Source organism: Paenibacillus mesotrionivorans (assembly GCF_046098205.1).
Lineage (GTDB): Bacteria > Bacillota > Bacilli > Paenibacillales > NBRC-103111 > Paenibacillus_AR > Paenibacillus_AR mesotrionivorans.
The window spans coordinates 283,175-298,561 of record NZ_JBJURJ010000003.1 but is presented as its reverse complement, the minus strand read 5'-3'; the positions used below and the strand labels follow the sequence as shown (position 1 = coordinate 298,561).

Sequence of the window (15,387 nt, the reverse complement as noted above, 5' to 3'; positions counted from 1 at the left end):
CTATGAATAAGAAGGGTTATGCAATCATCTCACTGTCCGTTCTGCTGGCGGCTACGGCATTGGCGGGATGCGGCAATGAGGATTCGTCCGGTGATTCTAAGAGCCCGGAGGCTACCAAAGGCGCTCCCAAGGAAATCAGCTTCCTCTGGAACGGCAAGTTCTCCAGCAAGATCCCGGAGCTGAAGGGCTACGGCGATGTGGAGGCTTACAAGGAAATCCAGAAGCGGACTAACATCAACCTGAAAATTCAGGACAACGATACGGCCAACCTGTCCCAATTCAATATTATGCTGGCCTCCGGCACTTATCCGGATATTATCTATGTGCCCGGCAGCTACCCAGGCGGCATTGCCAAGCTGGTGGAGGATGGTGTGGCCATCCGGTTAAACGAGCTCATCGACAAGTACGCTCCCAACTACAAGAAGCTGCTGGATGAAAATCCACAAATTAAAAAGCAGGTGATGCTGGATGACGGCACCATCGCCAAGTTCCCCCAAGTGAACCTGGATCTCCGCCGGAATGCCTGGAGCGGCACCATGATCCGTCAGGACTGGCTGGATAAGGTGGGCTTGAAGACCCCAACCACTATTGATGAGTGGTATACCGCGCTGAAGGCCTTTAAGAACACGGATTTGAACGGCAACGGCAAGCTGGATGAAATTCCTTTGGGAGACCAGAACAGCTTCGGAAGCATTGCTTCCTTCAGTACGGCGTACGGACTGCTTACCTCCTTCCAGATCAATCCGAATACCGGCAAAGCCGCTTACGGCCCTTATGAGCCGGCATTCAAGGATTTCCTCACCACCATGCGGAAGTGGTACCAGGAGGGGCTCATCGACAGCGAGTTCGCTGCCACGGACAAAAAGGGCTTCGAAGCCAAATTCTCCAACAATATGGTGGGCGCTTACGGCGGCACCATTACAGGGATCAATACCTACAAAAACCAGCTCAAATCCACAGTACCCAACTTTAAGCTGGTGGGCGTCACCCCTCCTGTTGGACCGGCAGGCAAATCCTACAGCGGAGCCGGTCAACTGGCCCAGTATGTGCCTTTGGAGGGCGCTGTGGTCAGCTCTCAGGCTAAGGATAAGGAAACCGTGATGAAGATGCTGGACTTCATGATTAGTCCCGAAGGCAGCGATCTGCAGAACTGGGGCATTGAAGGGGTCAGCTACAAGGTGGAGAACGGGAAGAAGAAATTTACCGATGAGGTTTTGAAGAACCCCAACTATGAGGCGAGAGTGGCCGTTTCCCGGTATGCCTACCCTACGTCGGGTATGGTCAAGGTCATGGACTTCGATGCCTGGGCATCCTTTGAGCTGCAGTATCCGGAAGCGGTGGAGGCCAATGACCGGTGGTTCAATGCGGATAAAGCCCTGCTCCTGCCGCCCCTGCTTTTCAAGGGGGATGAAAGCCAGGAAATCAGCAAAATCATGAGTGAAGCCGACACCTACATGAAGGAAATGGTCATCAAGTTTATTATGGGCAATGAGTCTCTGGACAACTACAGCAAGTATACCGATACCCTGAAGAAAATGAATATTGAAAAGGCTGTTCAAATTTATCAAGCTGCTTACGAGCGGTACCAGAAGAGATCGTAGAGACCAAGGCAACAAGGGCAGGTTGGAAACAGAACCGTTTCCGGCCTGTCTCCATTTTCTGATTAGGAGGAAGAGGATGCGGGCCAATGCTTACCGCTTTTTTATCAAATATCTGTCCTCTTATCTGATTTTGCTCCTGATTCCCATTACCGTGCTGACTCTGGCTGTGAACAACCTGTTCGTCCACCGGCTTCAGGAGGAGGTGATCTCCGGCAACCTGAATAATTTGGACAAGGTGCGCTACGTCATGGACGACCAGCTGAAGTGGATCGAGGATATGACTCATCAGCTGCTGCTGGACGATAACAGCCTGTACCAATACCGGATCTCCGATCAATGGGGCTATAAGGCCTGGGGGCTTACCCGCGAGTTGAGACGCTTCCAGCGCCTCAGTCCCTTTATCCATGAAATTTGGCTTTATTACAAAAATGAGCAGGCCGTATTCACCAGCAATGGGGTGTATACTCTGCCTGTGCTGGCGAAGCAGATTTACAGCTTCGAGGATCTTGACGAGCAGGCGTTGGACTACCATCTGAACGGGCTGAATCAATCGGTTATTCTGCCGCCCCGGAAGGATGCCATATCGGGCAAAAGCTATCTGCGGATGTTCGTTCCCCTGTTTCCCAATCAGAAGCTGACCTACGGCACATTGGGATACCTTATTAACGAAGAGGCCATCCAGCAGCTTCTCTCCACCTATGATGTGACGGAGGGCTCTACCTGGGTGTTTGAACAGAAGAATACGCTCATTACAGGCATCGGCACAGAGGCAGGCCCGTCAGGGGAAGTTGTGACGGAGCTGGTCCGGAATCACAATGACCAAAATTATCAAAAAGTGGATATAGAAGGGGAAGACTATTATTTATTTGTGGTGACCTCCAAACAATCCGCCTGGAAATACGCTACCCTGCTTCCGGTCCGGCATGTTCTCCACAAGGTGGAGCAGGCGCAAAAATGGTTTACCTACGGGGTAGCAGCCCTGGTGCTTCTGGGCGGGGGGATTATTTATACCAGCATGCTGGTCAACTACAGGCCTATCCACCGGCTGCGCAAGGAGAGCATTCAAGCCTTGTCCCACCGGGGGCATTCCGCCAATGAGCTGGATACGGTCCGGGATGCCCTGCACAGCCTCCTGGTCCGGAACCGGGAGCTGGACCAGCGGGTGAAGAATCAGGCGGCGGCAGCGAAAAACCAATTGCTGCTTTCCTTGTTGAAGGGGGAATTCGATGACCCCGCGGAGCTGGAGGAATCCGCTCTCGAGATCGGGCTTCCGGTCAGCTGCCGTCAGGTTGTCATTGCCATTGTGGAATTTCCCCCTGGCTCAGGCGCTGAGAAACGCCCGGCTATCCAGGAGTTGGAGAAGCTGTTTCCCGAGGAGTGCCCGGCATACGGAATGGCACATGTGGAGCCGAACCGGACTATCTTCGCTTTGTCCGTCAATGATCTGGAGCCGGAGGAGATCGGTCTGATCATCCGGCATTTCCAGGAGTCGGTAAGCAGCCGGAACAATTTTCCCGTTACTGTCGGGGTAGGCGGCAAGGCGTTGGTTTCCAACGCTCCCCAGTCCTATCTGGAGGCGCAAACGGCCATCGGCTACCGGTTTATCCAGGGGTTGAACCGGGTCATCTTCTTTTGGCAGATTCCCATCACCTCCGGCAGCGTCCACCCCTTTCCCTATGGGGATATGGAGGGGCTCTTAAAGGCGGTCCGCTCCGGCAGCACACCCAAAATCGAAGCCAGCCTCAGTCAGCTGCTGTCCTATATTAAGCAGAACCAGCCTCCCCTGATTGTTGCCAGGGGGCTGTGCTTCGAGATGATCCGGCTGATCAACGGGGTATGGAAGGAGTTGGGGCTGGACGATCCCAATTCCGACCGGTACCCGGATATTTTCACCATTGAGCGTCTGGAAACCATCGATGAGTTCGAAAATCTAATTGTGGGGCTAAGCCGCGACTTGTGTGAGGCCTTCGGCCGTGAGCCGCTGCCGGAGGAGGAGAAGGCCGGGGAAGCCAACGCAGCCCGGTCCGTGGAGCTGATGATCAGCTATATCCATGCCCATTTTGACGAGTGCGAATTTTCCCTGCAGGGTATGTCCGAGCAGTTCGGTATGGCGCTGCCCAACCTGGGCCAGTTCTTCAAGGACCGGACCGGACAGAATCTGCTGGAGTACACCACCCATCTGCGGATGGAAAAGGCCAAGAACCTGCTGGCAGCCACACAGCTGCCCCTTAAAGCCATTGCCGAAGAGGTGGGCTATTACAACGTATCCAGCTTCATCCGCCGGTTCAAGCAGCTTAGCGGCCAAACCCCCGGGGAATACCGGATTCAATCCACGGAAGACCGCTAAGTCCATATTGGGATGACACCCATTTTGTGGAGCATGGAATGTAAGGGATGACTGGGCTGGTATCGGAAGCAACGGGGATTATAGTCTGCAAAATCCGGTCATGTGTCTGTATAAGCAGGCCGAAAAGGCTTCTGTGAATGGAATTTTTTCCTGTGAATCAAGACTTGTCCGACGGCTAGTGGGGGTTTACCCAATCAATTCGTTTGGCTTGGTCATAGTATGGAGCAACTCGAGTGAGAGGGGTGAACAAATACTATGGCACAATTCCTTGATATGGCGACTGCGGTGAATTCCGGCAATACCGGATACCCCAATACGCCTCTGACTGGAGCCGCTGAACTGTTCGGACAGATCGGACTCCAAACAAACTCGGCGGTCAATCCGGTTGTGGTGCTCAGCGGCACAATCGGCCTGACCGGTGAGGAGGGGGATCCCTATCAAATCTTTATTGTCAGAGGCCAAACCTTCGATGCGACCAAAATCATTTATTATGCTCAAGGTACAATAGCCACAACCGGGAGCAACGAGCTGCATTCCTTTTCTACTGCCGATTTTGCCCCACTGACACAGCCTATCATAAACTATTCAGCTTACATTGCCGGCGTATCCACGACAGTCCGGCGCGGTCCGGAAGACTTTTATGGCATCGCCTCCGCAAGATAACGGACTTTACACGAAAAGCCTTCAGCCGCATCAGCGGTTGAAGGCTTTTTTTGCTTTGGATGCGAGGAGGTTAATTAGGGGTTCCCTTCAAAATAATATTGCCTGCTTTGCCGAAATCCATGGCGGCTTTCCCTGTTAGCTCGGCAGTCCTTTGGGCCAACACCACCGCATTGACACCGCAGCTGAACAAGACCAGGTCGAAGGTTTCCCGGTTTTGCTTGAGCCATTCCAAGGTGGTGTCCATCTGGCTGTAATCCCCGAAGGGGAGGGTATGGACAATATTCAGGCTGTAAGGAGGTGCCGTAAGCGCCTCCTTCAATGGCTCCGGCTGACGGGTCACCAGAACGATCCGCCAGGGAGTCACCACTGACCAGAATTGCTGGGTAAACAGCATTTCCCGGTTAATCCGGGCGTCGCATACGGCTTTAGGCTTCAGGCCGTAGAACTGGAAAACCTGATCCGTCAGCTGCCGTTTGAGATAGGCGGGGGCAATAATGGAGGTGTCTTCATGAGGCAAGATTCCCACTATATCCGCTTTTGCCACGGCATCCCTGACGGCGTTGCGCAAAGGGAGATTGGGCAGCTGCAGCCCTTTTTGCCCCCGGTTGGCCTTGATGGCCCAACGCTCCTTCAAAACGAAGTCCATTGGGAATATTGAGTTTTGGGCCAGAACGAGATTTTCCCCGTCTCCGATCCGCACCAGCGAGAAGGGACGGCGTTTCTCCAAGGCCAGCTGCAGCCGGTCCAGGACCTGTATGGTGGTTAATGGAATGCTGTTCACGGAAGATCAGTTCTCCTTTCTCGGGTCATCTGTTATATGTGTATGCCCCCGGACAGGTGAATTATTGGATTCTCTCTTTATTTGGGCGGGGAATCCGTCCTGATTTCCGGTGTGCTGGTCCCTTGTACGTGTAATTTTGCGAAAGGCTTACATAGGTTGACTATTGTACAGCCCTAAGAGGAGGCGCTACCATGCAAAGAAAAGTAGTTATTGCGATCCATTTTAACAATATGGGGATCAACCCCGACCGGCTGAGCCGCAAGTGGCTGGAGGATCGGATCAACCTTTTCAGAAGACTGACCCTGAGAAGCCTGAAGAAGCAAACCAATCCGAATTTTCTGGTGGTATTGAAGCTGGCGGAGGGGTGTACGGAGATTGTAGAGGACATTCTGGCCGGCCAGGAGCCGCTGCCGGATAATATCCGGTTCGGGACCATGGCCGAAACCGACCAAATGATCGGGGATTATGCCAAAGAGGCGAAGGAGCTGTATGTGGCCCGAATTGACTCCGATGATCTCTACCACGAAACCTTCGTCCAGCAGCTTTATGATTACAAGCCCCAGCCGGAAACGGTGGCATTGGTGAATTGTTACGGGTATATGTGGAACATGGTGGACGGGCAGATGGCGAAGGATTATCACAAATCCCCGCAGTTCTATACCCTCATCTATTCTGTTCCGGAATTTCTGGCCGGGTACAGAGTAAAGATTCCAGGAAGAGGGACACACGGTAATGTCATTGACCTGCCACATGAGATTTTCCCCGGCCGCAATTATGTCAATATCATTCATTCCACTAACAGCTCGGCCAAAAGAATCCGCAGCAAGGATTTTCTCACGCAACTGGAAATGGAGCAGGTGTTAAGCGAGTTTATGACACCCGATTGAATGTGTCCGGCAGGTCCGAACCGGGCCACTGGGGTCCATAAGGAGTTCAGCCTTCAGCTCATTTGGGATGAAGGCTTTTTAAATGACAAAAACGGACCGGAGGATCTCGAATTGGGCGCAAAATTCGTCCCGATTTCCGGCGTGATGGTCCTTTGTACGTGTAACTTTGCGGAGGGCTTACATAGGTTGACTATTGTACAGACCTAAAGGAGGTAAATTCATGAAGCGAAAAGTGGTCATTGAAATTAACTTCAACAATTATGGAATGAATCCGGACCGGCTGACACATAAGTGGCTGGAGGAACGGATCGGTATTTTTCAGAGACTGACGCTGCGAAGCCTCAAAAAACAATCCAATCAGAACTTCCTTGCGGTCGTCAAGCTGGCGGGAGGCTGCAGCGAGATCGTGGAAGAGATTCTGGGGAAATACGAGCCATTGCCGGCTAACGTCCAGTTCGGCACCAGTAGCGAAAGCAAACGCCGGATGGAGGCCTATGTGCAGGGAGCCCGTGAGCTGTATGTGGCCCGGATTGACTCGGATGATCTGTACCATGAAAGCTTCGTCCAGCTGCTTCATGATTACAAGCATAAGCCCGGCACAGTGGCGTTAGTGAATACCCACGGGTATACGTGGGATAGAGTCAACGGTCTGATGGAGAGGTCTTATCATCCATGTTTGTCTTTTTATACCTTTATTTATTCGGTCCCCGATTTTCTTTCGGGCCATCGGGTGGAAATCCCCAACGGGGGTGGCCATAGGAATGTTATCCTGCTCCCCCACGAGATTTTGGCCGGGCGGAATTACGTGAATGTCATCCACAATGCCAATGTCTCTGTGAAGAAGTTAAAAAAGAAGGAACTGCTTTCGCCCAAGGAAATGCAACAGGTGCTCAGCCAGTTTATGACCCCGCAATAAGTTGCCCGAGCGTAGCGCAAGGACATGAAGGAGGAGACGATGTGGAGCTGCTTGCCGGAATTGAAAAACGCGCTGCAGAGGTAGCTGTGATCGGGATGGGGTATGTGGGACTGCCCTTATCCATGGAGATAGTCCGGGCGGGCTATACCGTGCACGGAATCGATACCGACCCGAATAAGATAGAGAAGCTGAAATCCGGCGTCTCCTATATTCTGGATGTGGACGGAAGAGAGCTGGGGTTATGGACCGGTTACGGGGCTATCCGGCCGGGTACGGATTATGCAGTGCTGGCCCAGGCGGATATTGCTGTGTTATGTGTACCCACTCCCCTTGATGGAAAAAGAGAGCCGGACACCTCTTATATTGAGGCCTCCGTCGACCAGCTTGTCCGGCATATCAAGAAGGGAACGCTGATTATTCTGGAAAGCACTACCTATCCGGGGACAACGGAGCTTTTGCTGCGCCGGCGGATTGAGGAGAAGCTGGACTGGCAGGCGGGACGGGATTTTTATGTCTGTTTTTCTCCGGAGCGGGTGGATCCGGGGAACCGGCAATTTTCCCTGCGTGCCACGCCCAAGGTTATTGGGGGAAGCACTCCGGCTTGTCTGGAGGTAGGCCGGGCCTTTTATAAAACCGTGTTCCAGCGGGTCGTGCCTGTCAGCTCCAATGAAGCCGCTGAGCTGGCGAAGCTTCTGGAGAATACCTTCCGCAGTGTCAATATCGGGCTGGTGAATGAGTTGGCCGGGCTGTGTGAGCGGATGGGAGTGAGCATTTGGGAGGTAGTGGATGCGGCGGCCACCAAACCCTTCGGGTTTATGCCTTTTTATCCGGGACCGGGTGTAGGCGGCCATTGTATTCCCATCGATCCTCTTTATCTGTCATGGAAAGCAGAGCGGATGGGCGTCCGGTTGAAATTTATCGAGCTGGCGGATGAGCTGCACCGGAGTATGCCCGAGCGGTTGACCGGGCGTATCAAGGCCCTGCTGGAAGCGGATGGAAGAGTGTTGGAAGGAGCCAAGGTGGTGATCTGCGGTATGGCCTACAAGAAGGATACCGATGATGTGCGGGAATCTCCGGCATTGGAGCTGATGGAGCATCTGCTGGAAAAAGGGGCGAAGGTAGCTTATCACGATCCCCATGTGCCGGTTTGCCGGGTGGCGGGGGAGGCTTTTGAGTCCGAAGAGGCGGAGCCGGACCTATGGGACCGTGCGGACATTGTGGTCATCGCCACGGATCATAAGGCGGTGGATTATCAACAGCTGGTGGACCACGCGCGCCTGGTGTTCGATACCCGCAATGCCACTAAGGGCTGCACCGGGGGCAGGATCGCGCTTTTTGGCGGGAGCGGAACAGCGGATGCGGCATGGGCGGCAGGAACGGATAAAGATGAGGAAGATGGAGGAGGCTGGACCGTGTGAGTGCAACCATCAGCCTGTGTATGATCGTTCGGGATGAGGAGGCCTCGCTGGGCGCGTGTTTGGCGTCGGTTGAGGGGATTGCCGATGAGATCATCATTGTGGATACCGGGTCGGTGGATGGCACCCGCCGGATAGCGGCAGCGTATACCGACAAGGTCGTTCCGTACATCTGGCAGGATGATTTTGCGGCGGCGCGGAATTATTCCTTCAGTCTGGCCGGAGGAGACTATATTCTGTGGCTGGATGCGGATGACCGGATCGCGGAGGAGGACCGGCGCAGGCTGCTGGCTCTGAAGGCGGAGCTGGGCCCGCCGGTTTCCGGAGTGGTGCTGCCCTATTGTCTGGCGGAGGACCCCGCCGGGCGCCCGCTGATTGCCGACCGCAGGCTGCGGCTGGTACGCCGGGAATCCGGCTGCCGCTGGACCGGCAGGGTGCATGAGGTTCTGGAATTTCCCCGGGAGGGGGAAATCCGCAACGCGGATGCCATGATCCGGCATACCCGCCCGGAAGGGCATACCCGCCGCAATCTGCGGATTCTTCGCCGGTGGATTGCCGAGGAGCCGGGGGTGAGCGGAAGGCGACTGTTCTGGTACGCCAACCTCTGCTTCGAGCGGGGAAAATATGGGCTGGCGGCCCAAGGCTACCGCAAGCTGCTGCAGGAGCCGGCAGGCTACCGGGAGGACCGGCTCATCGCCTGCTTCCGGCTGGCCGACTGCTACAGGCGGCTGGGGGATGCGCGCAGCCGGCTGGACAGCCTGCTGGGCTCCTTCCACTATGGCCCGCCCCAGGCGGATTTCTGCTGCCAGCTGGGGGAATGGTTCGAGGAGCGGGCCGATTGGGCCACAGCCGCATATTGGTACACCCAGGCTATCGCGGTGCGGAGCCTGGACACGGGCCTGCGGCCTGTATCGCCGGCGGCGCTGAGCTGGCTGCCCCATGTCCGGCTGACCGCGGTAAGCCTGCGGCTGGGGGATGCCCGCGCCGCCTTCCGGCATAATGAGCTGGCGCTCCATTATCTGCCGGACGACCAGGGCCTATTGGCCAACAGGGCCCGGCTGGAAGCGGCACTCCGCTCCTGACAGCCGGGCCCTGGGTCCAGGCGGGGCTCGGAGGCCGATGGCCCTATCGGCAGGCCTTCGAAAGCGGGTCTGGTGGCTGTGGGCCATGATGCGCCATGTTGGACCTTTCGGGACTATGATGGATCTTTAGGGACCATAATGGCCCGTCAGGGGCCGTTGTGGCCTGTCATGGCCGGCAGCGGATTGTTTTGTTATGATCCGCTGCAGTGCGCAAAAGTCCGCAGAAAAAACGCAGAAGTCCGCAGCGAGGCTCAACGGCCCCTGCGGACTTCTGCGTCTTCGGCGTCCCGCAGCAGACTGCACCCTCCGGCTTGCGCATCCTGCTCCGTCCGCTGGCTGCGCACCCTGCACAGACCGGTCTCGCATTTGCATGGCTGGTCTCGAACCCTGCGTGAGCCGATCTTGCATCTGCACGGGCTGGTCTCACATCCTGCACTCGCGGCCCTTGCATCCTGCACCCCGCCAGCCGCGCATCCTGCACAGACCAGTTTCGCACTCTGCAAAAGTGCAGTTAATTTCCCGCTTCCGCCGGTTAAAGGCGTCTCTCCCTGCAAAAGTGCAGTTATTTTGGCCCCCTCACCGGGATTTACCGGCTAGTAGCCCCAAATAACTGCATATTTGCAGGATGGCCCCGCCTCCACGGCTGGTCAGCGGATGTTAACTGCACTGTTGCATTTGGGCCCTCCCCCGGAAGGGCCGCCACTAAATACGGCCGGCGTACGCGGCTACAAATACGGCCGGCGAGTTCCAGTAAATGGTCATCTCATTGGTGGAGTAACTCTCCATATGGTCCACATAACAGGCAGCGGGAGCGGCCCCGGCCAGCAGAGAGACAGCCGTCTCGTCCTGCAGCCGCACATTGGGGCCGCCTGCCACCATACCGGGCACCGGCTCGGCGACGCCGTCTCCTTCCGAGGGCCGGTGATGGGGATTCAGCACCCGATTGGCGCCAAAGCCGGTTACATAACAATACCCCAGCACATTGCGGCCCAGGAGGTAGTCCCAGTGGGCCAACGCTGCCTGGCCGAAGCGCTTGTCGCCGGTCATCCCTTCGGCGGTGATGAGCACCATGGCCCGATTCATCACCAGCATATTGCTGCCCCAGATATACTCCTCCGGCAGCAAGGAAATGCCGAAGCCGTCGGCGGCGCTGCGCTCTGCGTACTCCTCCGCCTCCGCAAGCCAGGCGCCAAGGAGCCTTGCGCGCAGAGCCTCCGGCACCAGGCCCGGCCCGGCGTCCAGCAGACTCAACGTGCCATACCCGGCGGTATAGGCCCAGCCCAGCCTGCACAGGAGAGCGTTGCCACGGACGGCGGTCCAGCTCTCCCAGCCTTCCTCCAGCTTCGCCTCCGCCGCCTGCAGATACTCCGCTTCGCCCGTAAGCCGGAACAGCTCAGCCGCCGCCCAATAGACCTCGTCGGCACTGCTCTTGTCCCCGTATTCCCCCGTGATAATGCCGGGGGGATTGCGGAAGCCCTCCGCCGCAGGCCGCCCCTGCAGGCTCCGCCATGCCCGCTTGGCCGCCTCCGCGTACCGCTCCGCAAGCCCCGGCTCCAGCTCCCTATATACCCGCGCCGCCAAGGCCATACCTGCGGCGAAGGAGCCGGTGGCCGTATCCGACACCGGGGAGAAAATCAGCTCCGCCAGATCAAACTCGGGCATGCAGTCATAAGGCGGGAATTCTGCCGTAGTCACCTTATGGTAAACCTCCCCGTCCGGCCGCTGCATCAGCAGCAGAAATTCCAGCTCAAATTGCACCTCCGCCAGCACATCCGGCAGCCTGCTGGCGTTGGGAATGCCCACCGGCTCCGCGAATGCGCCGGGAAAGCGCTCATAAGCCAACAGCAGGTCCGCAACCGCTTTCACAGCAGCAACGGTGTATTTGCCGTAATCCCCCGCATCATGCCAGCCGCCGGTCTGAGGATACCGTTCCTCCGGATTCCCGTGCACATGGGCCTCCGCCAAGTGGCAGGGGCCATGGGACCATGGCCCGGCATACTCCGCCGTCAGCTCCATACCGCAGCGCTGGAAGTAAAAGCTCTTAAGCAGCGCTTTTTCCAAGGCGGCATAAGGGCGTTCCCCAACGGCAAACTCCGGCGATACCGCGCCGGACTCCTTCATCCGGAGGAAGAAGCGGCCAGCTTCTTCAAACCCGGAAAAATCCCCCTTGGCAACAGCCAATCCGGAGGCGCGGTCCTCCTTCAGCGGGGACATGACTCCCTCATAAAGGATCCGCCCAGACCCAGCCTCCACGAGTTCGAACTCTCCTGCTTCCGCTGCGGTAAACACCTTGGGTCCCTTCAGCGGATACCCCGCCTGATTAACAAACACAGAATTTGATATTTTCAACAAATGGGATCAGTCCTTTGTCCATGGATTCGTCTGATCGAACAATGGAGATGCCCTCATTCTAAAACAGAAATTCCCATTCATCCAGTATTTTCAGTGATCGGGTTCCAAAGAAGGCTAACAGGTCTTCACCAAGGGCGTTTTTTGCCCAGCCAGCCCTGCCGCTCCCAATGCTCCTTATCCAGCGGATTCCAATCGTTGCGCTTCTGGTTCAAACGCATAACCGTAAACATAAACCGGGTTTTCAAGCCCGGCTTCACGTTGCCTGCCATCCGGGCAAGCCGCGCCGCAAGCTTGGCCGTATCCTTTACGATGGCCGCCTTCTTTTCCTCCTTGACCTCCCCCCAACTGGCAGCCCCAACAATGCAGGGATACTGGAGCACCTGAGGCACACCCCAATAGAACAGATTCTGCTTGAGCTGCTTGGTGACGGACTTGGCGCCCGCTCCCGCAGCAGTGGAGATAACCAGCGCTGTTTTTTGGAACATCAGAGGATCGGGACGGTGGGACATCCAGGCATAGCCCATATGGTCCAGGAAGGTTTTCATTTGACCGGTCACTCCGAATACGTAACAAGGCGAATCCAGAATAATCACATCCGCCCGCCGGAAAGCCTCCACAATCCGCTGCACAGGCTCATGATGGCCGCAATGCTCCTCCCCCCGGTTGAAGCAGCTGTAGCAGCCCACACAGAAGGTTGGCCCGTCCTTAGGCAGAAAAAATTCCTCCACATCCTCATCCCGGGAAACCAGCCGGTCTGCGACCATCCGGGCAATATGGTAGGTGCTTCCGCGGTGCATTTGCCCGTGCACAATGGCTACTTTCATCATATGCTCCCCTTTCCTTTGGCATACACCGCACTGAACTGGCGGATGTGGCTGCGCAGAGCTTCCAACGCCTGCTCCCCGCCTCCCGTCTGAAGATCGGACCAGCCTAACATCAGCCATATCGGCGCATAGAATTGGGCCGCCATACTTCCCGGATCCGCTTCAATAAACACACCCAGACCGATCATGTGCCGGAATAATTGGCTTTGAAACTCGATGGCACCCTCCAGGTACAGCCTCCGGTACACCTCCCGGGCCAAGGGATGGGAGTATTGAGCCATGGTGAGCATTCTCCGCAGCAAAGAGGCAAATTCATCCTCGGAAAAGAAAAGGAACAGCCGCTCCCCCAATGTGAGCAGCGCCTCCTCCGGCATAGCCGCATAATGCTGCGCCAGCTGTGCAGGATCGGTTTGGCTGATGCCCAGCTCCTCCGTCATTTTTTCATACCGCTTGGGAAACTCGCCGATAATGCCCTCGAAAATAGCCTGCTTCCCCGCAAAATGCTTATACAGCGAGCTTTCCTTGACGCCAACCGCACCGGCGATGTCCCGGACCGACACACCATCGTAGCCCTTGACCGCAAACAGCCGCAGCGCCTCCAGAATAATCCGCTCCCGGGTGCTGCTCATGTATGTCCAACCCCTTCCGGCTAACACTTGTTAGCCTCATTATAACGGAGCACAGCCGCACTGCCAATAATCATTTGTCTGAATCTGGGGAAATTTGGGCCTGGGGCAGCAACTTTATCCACCAGTTAACGTCATTTATGGAGCAAGGAGATGCTCCTGTTGAAAATGATAGTGGCCGATTACCCCTGTCCCGGTAAGGTTAACAATAATTATGGAGCTTCCGTTGGTAATGAACCTATAATCCTGTGGTGCAAGGGGGCGTAACCTTTGCTAAAATGAGGTATACTTGTGTTTGTCGATACAGCAATTGGCAATTACGCGTATGCTGGACATGACAGGGCAACCCCATTACAGGAGGCATATACGAATGCGCATAGACGGAAGACAACCGGACGAACTCCGGCCGGTGAAGATTATTACCCCTTACAGCAAGCATGCGGAGGGCTCCGTATGGATTGAAGTCGGGGATACCAAGGTGCTGTGCACTGCAACTCTGGAGGAGCGTGTACCACCTTTTATGAAGGGGCAGGGAAAAGGCTGGATCACGGCGGAATATGCCATGCTGCCGCGGGCAACCCAAACCCGCAACCAGCGGGAATCGGTGAAGGGCAAGCTGTCCGGTCGCACCATGGAAATCCAGCGGCTCATCGGACGCGCATTGCGCTCCGTGGTGGATCTGGAGAAGCTGGGGGAGCGCACCATCACCCTGGACTGCGACGTGATTCAAGCCGACGGAGGCACCCGAACCACCTCTATCACGGGAGCTTTTGTGGCGATGACTCTGGCCATTCACAAGCTCTGTAAGGAAAAGCCGCTGGCTGTATTCCCGGTCCGGGATTTCCTCGCTTCCGTCAGTGTGGGAGTGGTGGCAGGTGTGCCGATGCTGGACCTGAAGTATGAGGAGGATTCCTCGGCCAAGGTAGACATGAACGTGGTGATGACCGGCTCCGGCAAGTTCGTGGAGCTGCAGGGCACCGGCGAAGAGGCCCCCTTCTCCAGAGAGGAGCTGGACCGTCTTCTGGGTCTGGGCGAGTTGGGCGTCAATCGGATGATCGAGCTGCAGAAGGAAGCGTTAGGTCCGGTAGCGGAGCTCATCGGATCAGATAAAGCGAGGTGTTAAGAGCCTATGAACAAACAACAGGTGGTAGTGATCGCCACCCGCAACAAAGGCAAGGTCAAGGAGATGGAGGAGCTGTTTGCCAAGAGAGGCTTCCAGATCCACAGTCTGGACGATTATGAGGGGATTCCCGAGATTGAGGAAACGGGCAGCTCCTTTTATGAAAATGCATTGATCAAGGCTCACTATGTGGCCGATCTTCTGCAGGTTCCCGTGATTGCCGATGACTCCGGTCTGGAGGTGGAGGCCTTGGACGGGCAGCCGGGTGTATACTCCGCCCGGTATGCCGGCGAGGAGGCCAACGATGCCGACAATAACGCCAAGCTGCTGCGGGAGCTCTCTCAGAAGCTGACGTTTCCCTCCGACAAGCTCCCGGTGGGTCATCCGCCGGTATGGAGCGCAGCCGATTTTGTGTGCTGCATCGTGCTGGCCGATCCTGCGCGCAAGCAGCATGCCCGCTTCGAAGGCCGCTGTCCCGGCTATATTCTCGGGGAGGCCCGGGGCCATAACGGCTTCGGGTACGACCCGTACTTCTATTTGCCGGAATACGGCAAAACCATGGCCGAGCTCACCGTAGAGGAAAAAAACAAAATCAGCCACCGGGGCAAGGCGCTCCGGCAGCTGATCGAACTCGTTTATTGATCATCTTTTATCCGACGGCGGTTCTCCATGGGACTAGGACTAGGACCCCTGAGGGACTTTTTCGGGAGGCCTCCAGTGTGGAACGGGAGGTCTCCTGCATGTACCGATAGGCCTCCAGTGTGTAAACGGGA

The 15,387-nt window shown here is 56.2% G+C and carries 13 protein-coding genes; 9 read left to right on the top strand and 4 right to left on the bottom strand.

All coding sequences use genetic code 11. From position 1 onward, the window contains the following. The first annotated feature begins 2 nt into the window (after window positions 1-2). The 3 genes from ACI1P1_RS05860 (at window position 3) to ACI1P1_RS05850 (ending at window position 4,611) form a co-directional block, all read left to right on the top strand. Window positions 3-1,601: a type 2 periplasmic-binding domain-containing protein gene (locus ACI1P1_RS05860; RefSeq protein WP_416215440.1), complete on the top strand. Its 1,599-nt coding sequence runs from the start codon at window positions 3-5 to the stop codon at window positions 1,599-1,601. A gap of 76 nt (window positions 1,602-1,677) precedes the next feature. Then, window positions 1,678-3,948 carry a helix-turn-helix domain-containing protein gene (locus ACI1P1_RS05855; protein WP_416215439.1) on the top strand — a complete coding sequence of 757 codons (2,271 nt, stop codon included), beginning with the start codon at window positions 1,678-1,680 and terminating at the stop codon, window positions 3,946-3,948. Between the two features lie 255 nt (window positions 3,949-4,203). Beyond that, a complete protein-coding gene (locus tag ACI1P1_RS05850) occupies window positions 4,204-4,611 on the top strand; it encodes a hypothetical protein (protein ID WP_416215438.1) in 408 nt (135 codons plus the stop codon). 70 nt (window positions 4,612-4,681) lie between these two features. On the opposite strand, the gene ACI1P1_RS05845 is transcribed toward ACI1P1_RS05850, so the two are convergent. Continuing rightward, window positions 4,682-5,392, bottom strand: coding sequence for a GT-D fold domain-containing glycosyltransferase (locus tag ACI1P1_RS05845; RefSeq protein ID WP_416215437.1), 711 nt, complete (start codon window positions 5,390-5,392; stop codon window positions 4,682-4,684). A 191-nt stretch (window positions 5,393-5,583) separates the two neighbouring features. Between ACI1P1_RS05845 and ACI1P1_RS05840 the strand changes: the two genes are divergently transcribed. The 4 genes from ACI1P1_RS05840 to ACI1P1_RS05825 all read left to right on the top strand — a co-directional run bounded on the left by ACI1P1_RS05840 (window position 5,584) and on the right by ACI1P1_RS05825 (window position 9,692). Then, complete coding sequence (locus ACI1P1_RS05840; RefSeq protein ID WP_416215436.1) at window positions 5,584-6,279, top strand: glycosyltransferase family A protein; 696 nt, start codon at window positions 5,584-5,586, stop codon at window positions 6,277-6,279. 220 nt (window positions 6,280-6,499) lie between these two features. Then, window positions 6,500-7,195 (top strand): glycosyltransferase, encoded by a 696-nt coding sequence (locus ACI1P1_RS05835; RefSeq protein ID WP_416215435.1) that lies wholly within the window; start codon window positions 6,500-6,502, stop codon window positions 7,193-7,195. Between the two features lie 41 nt (window positions 7,196-7,236). Next, window positions 7,237-8,613 carry a nucleotide sugar dehydrogenase gene (locus tag ACI1P1_RS05830; RefSeq protein WP_416215434.1) on the top strand — a complete coding sequence of 459 codons (1,377 nt, stop codon included), beginning with the start codon at window positions 7,237-7,239 and terminating at the stop codon, window positions 8,611-8,613. Beyond that, window positions 8,610-9,692: a tetratricopeptide repeat-containing glycosyltransferase family 2 protein gene (locus ACI1P1_RS05825; RefSeq protein ID WP_416215433.1), complete on the top strand. Its 1,083-nt coding sequence runs from the start codon at window positions 8,610-8,612 to the stop codon at window positions 9,690-9,692. Before ACI1P1_RS05830 ends, ACI1P1_RS05825 begins: the two co-directional genes overlap by 4 nt. A 702-nt stretch (window positions 9,693-10,394) precedes the next feature. Here the strand turns inward: ACI1P1_RS05825 and ACI1P1_RS05820 are convergent. The 3 genes from ACI1P1_RS05820 to ACI1P1_RS05810 all read right to left on the bottom strand — a co-directional run bounded on the left by ACI1P1_RS05820 (window position 10,395) and on the right by ACI1P1_RS05810 (window position 13,497). After that, window positions 10,395-12,041 carry a glycoside hydrolase family 9 protein gene (locus ACI1P1_RS05820; RefSeq protein WP_416215432.1) on the bottom strand — a complete coding sequence of 549 codons (1,647 nt, stop codon included), beginning with the start codon at window positions 12,039-12,041 and terminating at the stop codon, window positions 10,395-10,397. A gap of 128 nt (window positions 12,042-12,169) precedes the next feature. Further along, window positions 12,170-12,871 (bottom strand): flavodoxin family protein, encoded by a 702-nt coding sequence (locus ACI1P1_RS05815; RefSeq protein ID WP_416215431.1) that lies wholly within the window; start codon window positions 12,869-12,871, stop codon window positions 12,170-12,172. Continuing rightward, window positions 12,868-13,497, bottom strand: a complete 630-nt coding sequence (locus ACI1P1_RS05810) for a TetR/AcrR family transcriptional regulator (protein WP_416215430.1) — start codon at window positions 13,495-13,497, stop codon at window positions 12,868-12,870. The genes ACI1P1_RS05815 and ACI1P1_RS05810 overlap by 4 nt, the downstream gene beginning before the upstream one ends. Before the next feature lie 367 nt (window positions 13,498-13,864). Here ACI1P1_RS05810 and rph point away from each other — a divergent pair, with 367 nt between their 5' ends. Beyond that, window positions 13,865-14,617 (top strand): ribonuclease PH, encoded by a 753-nt coding sequence (gene rph / locus ACI1P1_RS05805; protein WP_416215429.1) that lies wholly within the window; start codon window positions 13,865-13,867, stop codon window positions 14,615-14,617. A gap of 6 nt (window positions 14,618-14,623) precedes the next feature. Further along, window positions 14,624-15,256: an XTP/dITP diphosphatase gene (locus ACI1P1_RS05800; RefSeq protein ID WP_416215428.1), complete on the top strand. Its 633-nt coding sequence runs from the start codon at window positions 14,624-14,626 to the stop codon at window positions 15,254-15,256. The last annotated feature ends 131 nt before the right edge of the window (window positions 15,257-15,387 follow it).

What these genes read in the sequence shown, in the direction of transcription:
- ACI1P1_RS05800 (WP_416215428.1), top strand. Translation starts at nt 14,624, where the DNA reads ATGAACAAACAACAGGTGGTAGTGATCGCCACCCGCAACAAAGGCAAG.
- ACI1P1_RS05835 (WP_416215435.1), top strand. Translation starts at nt 6,500, where the DNA reads ATGAAGCGAAAAGTGGTCATTGAAATTAACTTCAACAATTATGGAATG.
- rph (WP_416215429.1), top strand. Translation starts at nt 13,865, where the DNA reads ATGCGCATAGACGGAAGACAACCGGACGAACTCCGGCCGGTGAAGATT.
- ACI1P1_RS05840 (WP_416215436.1), top strand. Translation starts at nt 5,584, where the DNA reads ATGCAAAGAAAAGTAGTTATTGCGATCCATTTTAACAATATGGGGATC.
- ACI1P1_RS05850 (WP_416215438.1), top strand. Translation starts at nt 4,204, where the DNA reads ATGGCACAATTCCTTGATATGGCGACTGCGGTGAATTCCGGCAATACC.
- ACI1P1_RS05815 (WP_416215431.1), bottom strand. Translation starts at nt 12,871, where the DNA reads ATGATGAAAGTAGCCATTGTGCACGGGCAAATGCACCGCGGAAGCACC.
- ACI1P1_RS05855 (WP_416215439.1), top strand. Translation starts at nt 1,678, where the DNA reads ATGCGGGCCAATGCTTACCGCTTTTTTATCAAATATCTGTCCTCTTAT.
- ACI1P1_RS05810 (WP_416215430.1), bottom strand. Translation starts at nt 13,497, where the DNA reads ATGAGCAGCACCCGGGAGCGGATTATTCTGGAGGCGCTGCGGCTGTTT.
- ACI1P1_RS05860 (WP_416215440.1), top strand. Translation starts at nt 3, where the DNA reads ATGAATAAGAAGGGTTATGCAATCATCTCACTGTCCGTTCTGCTGGCG.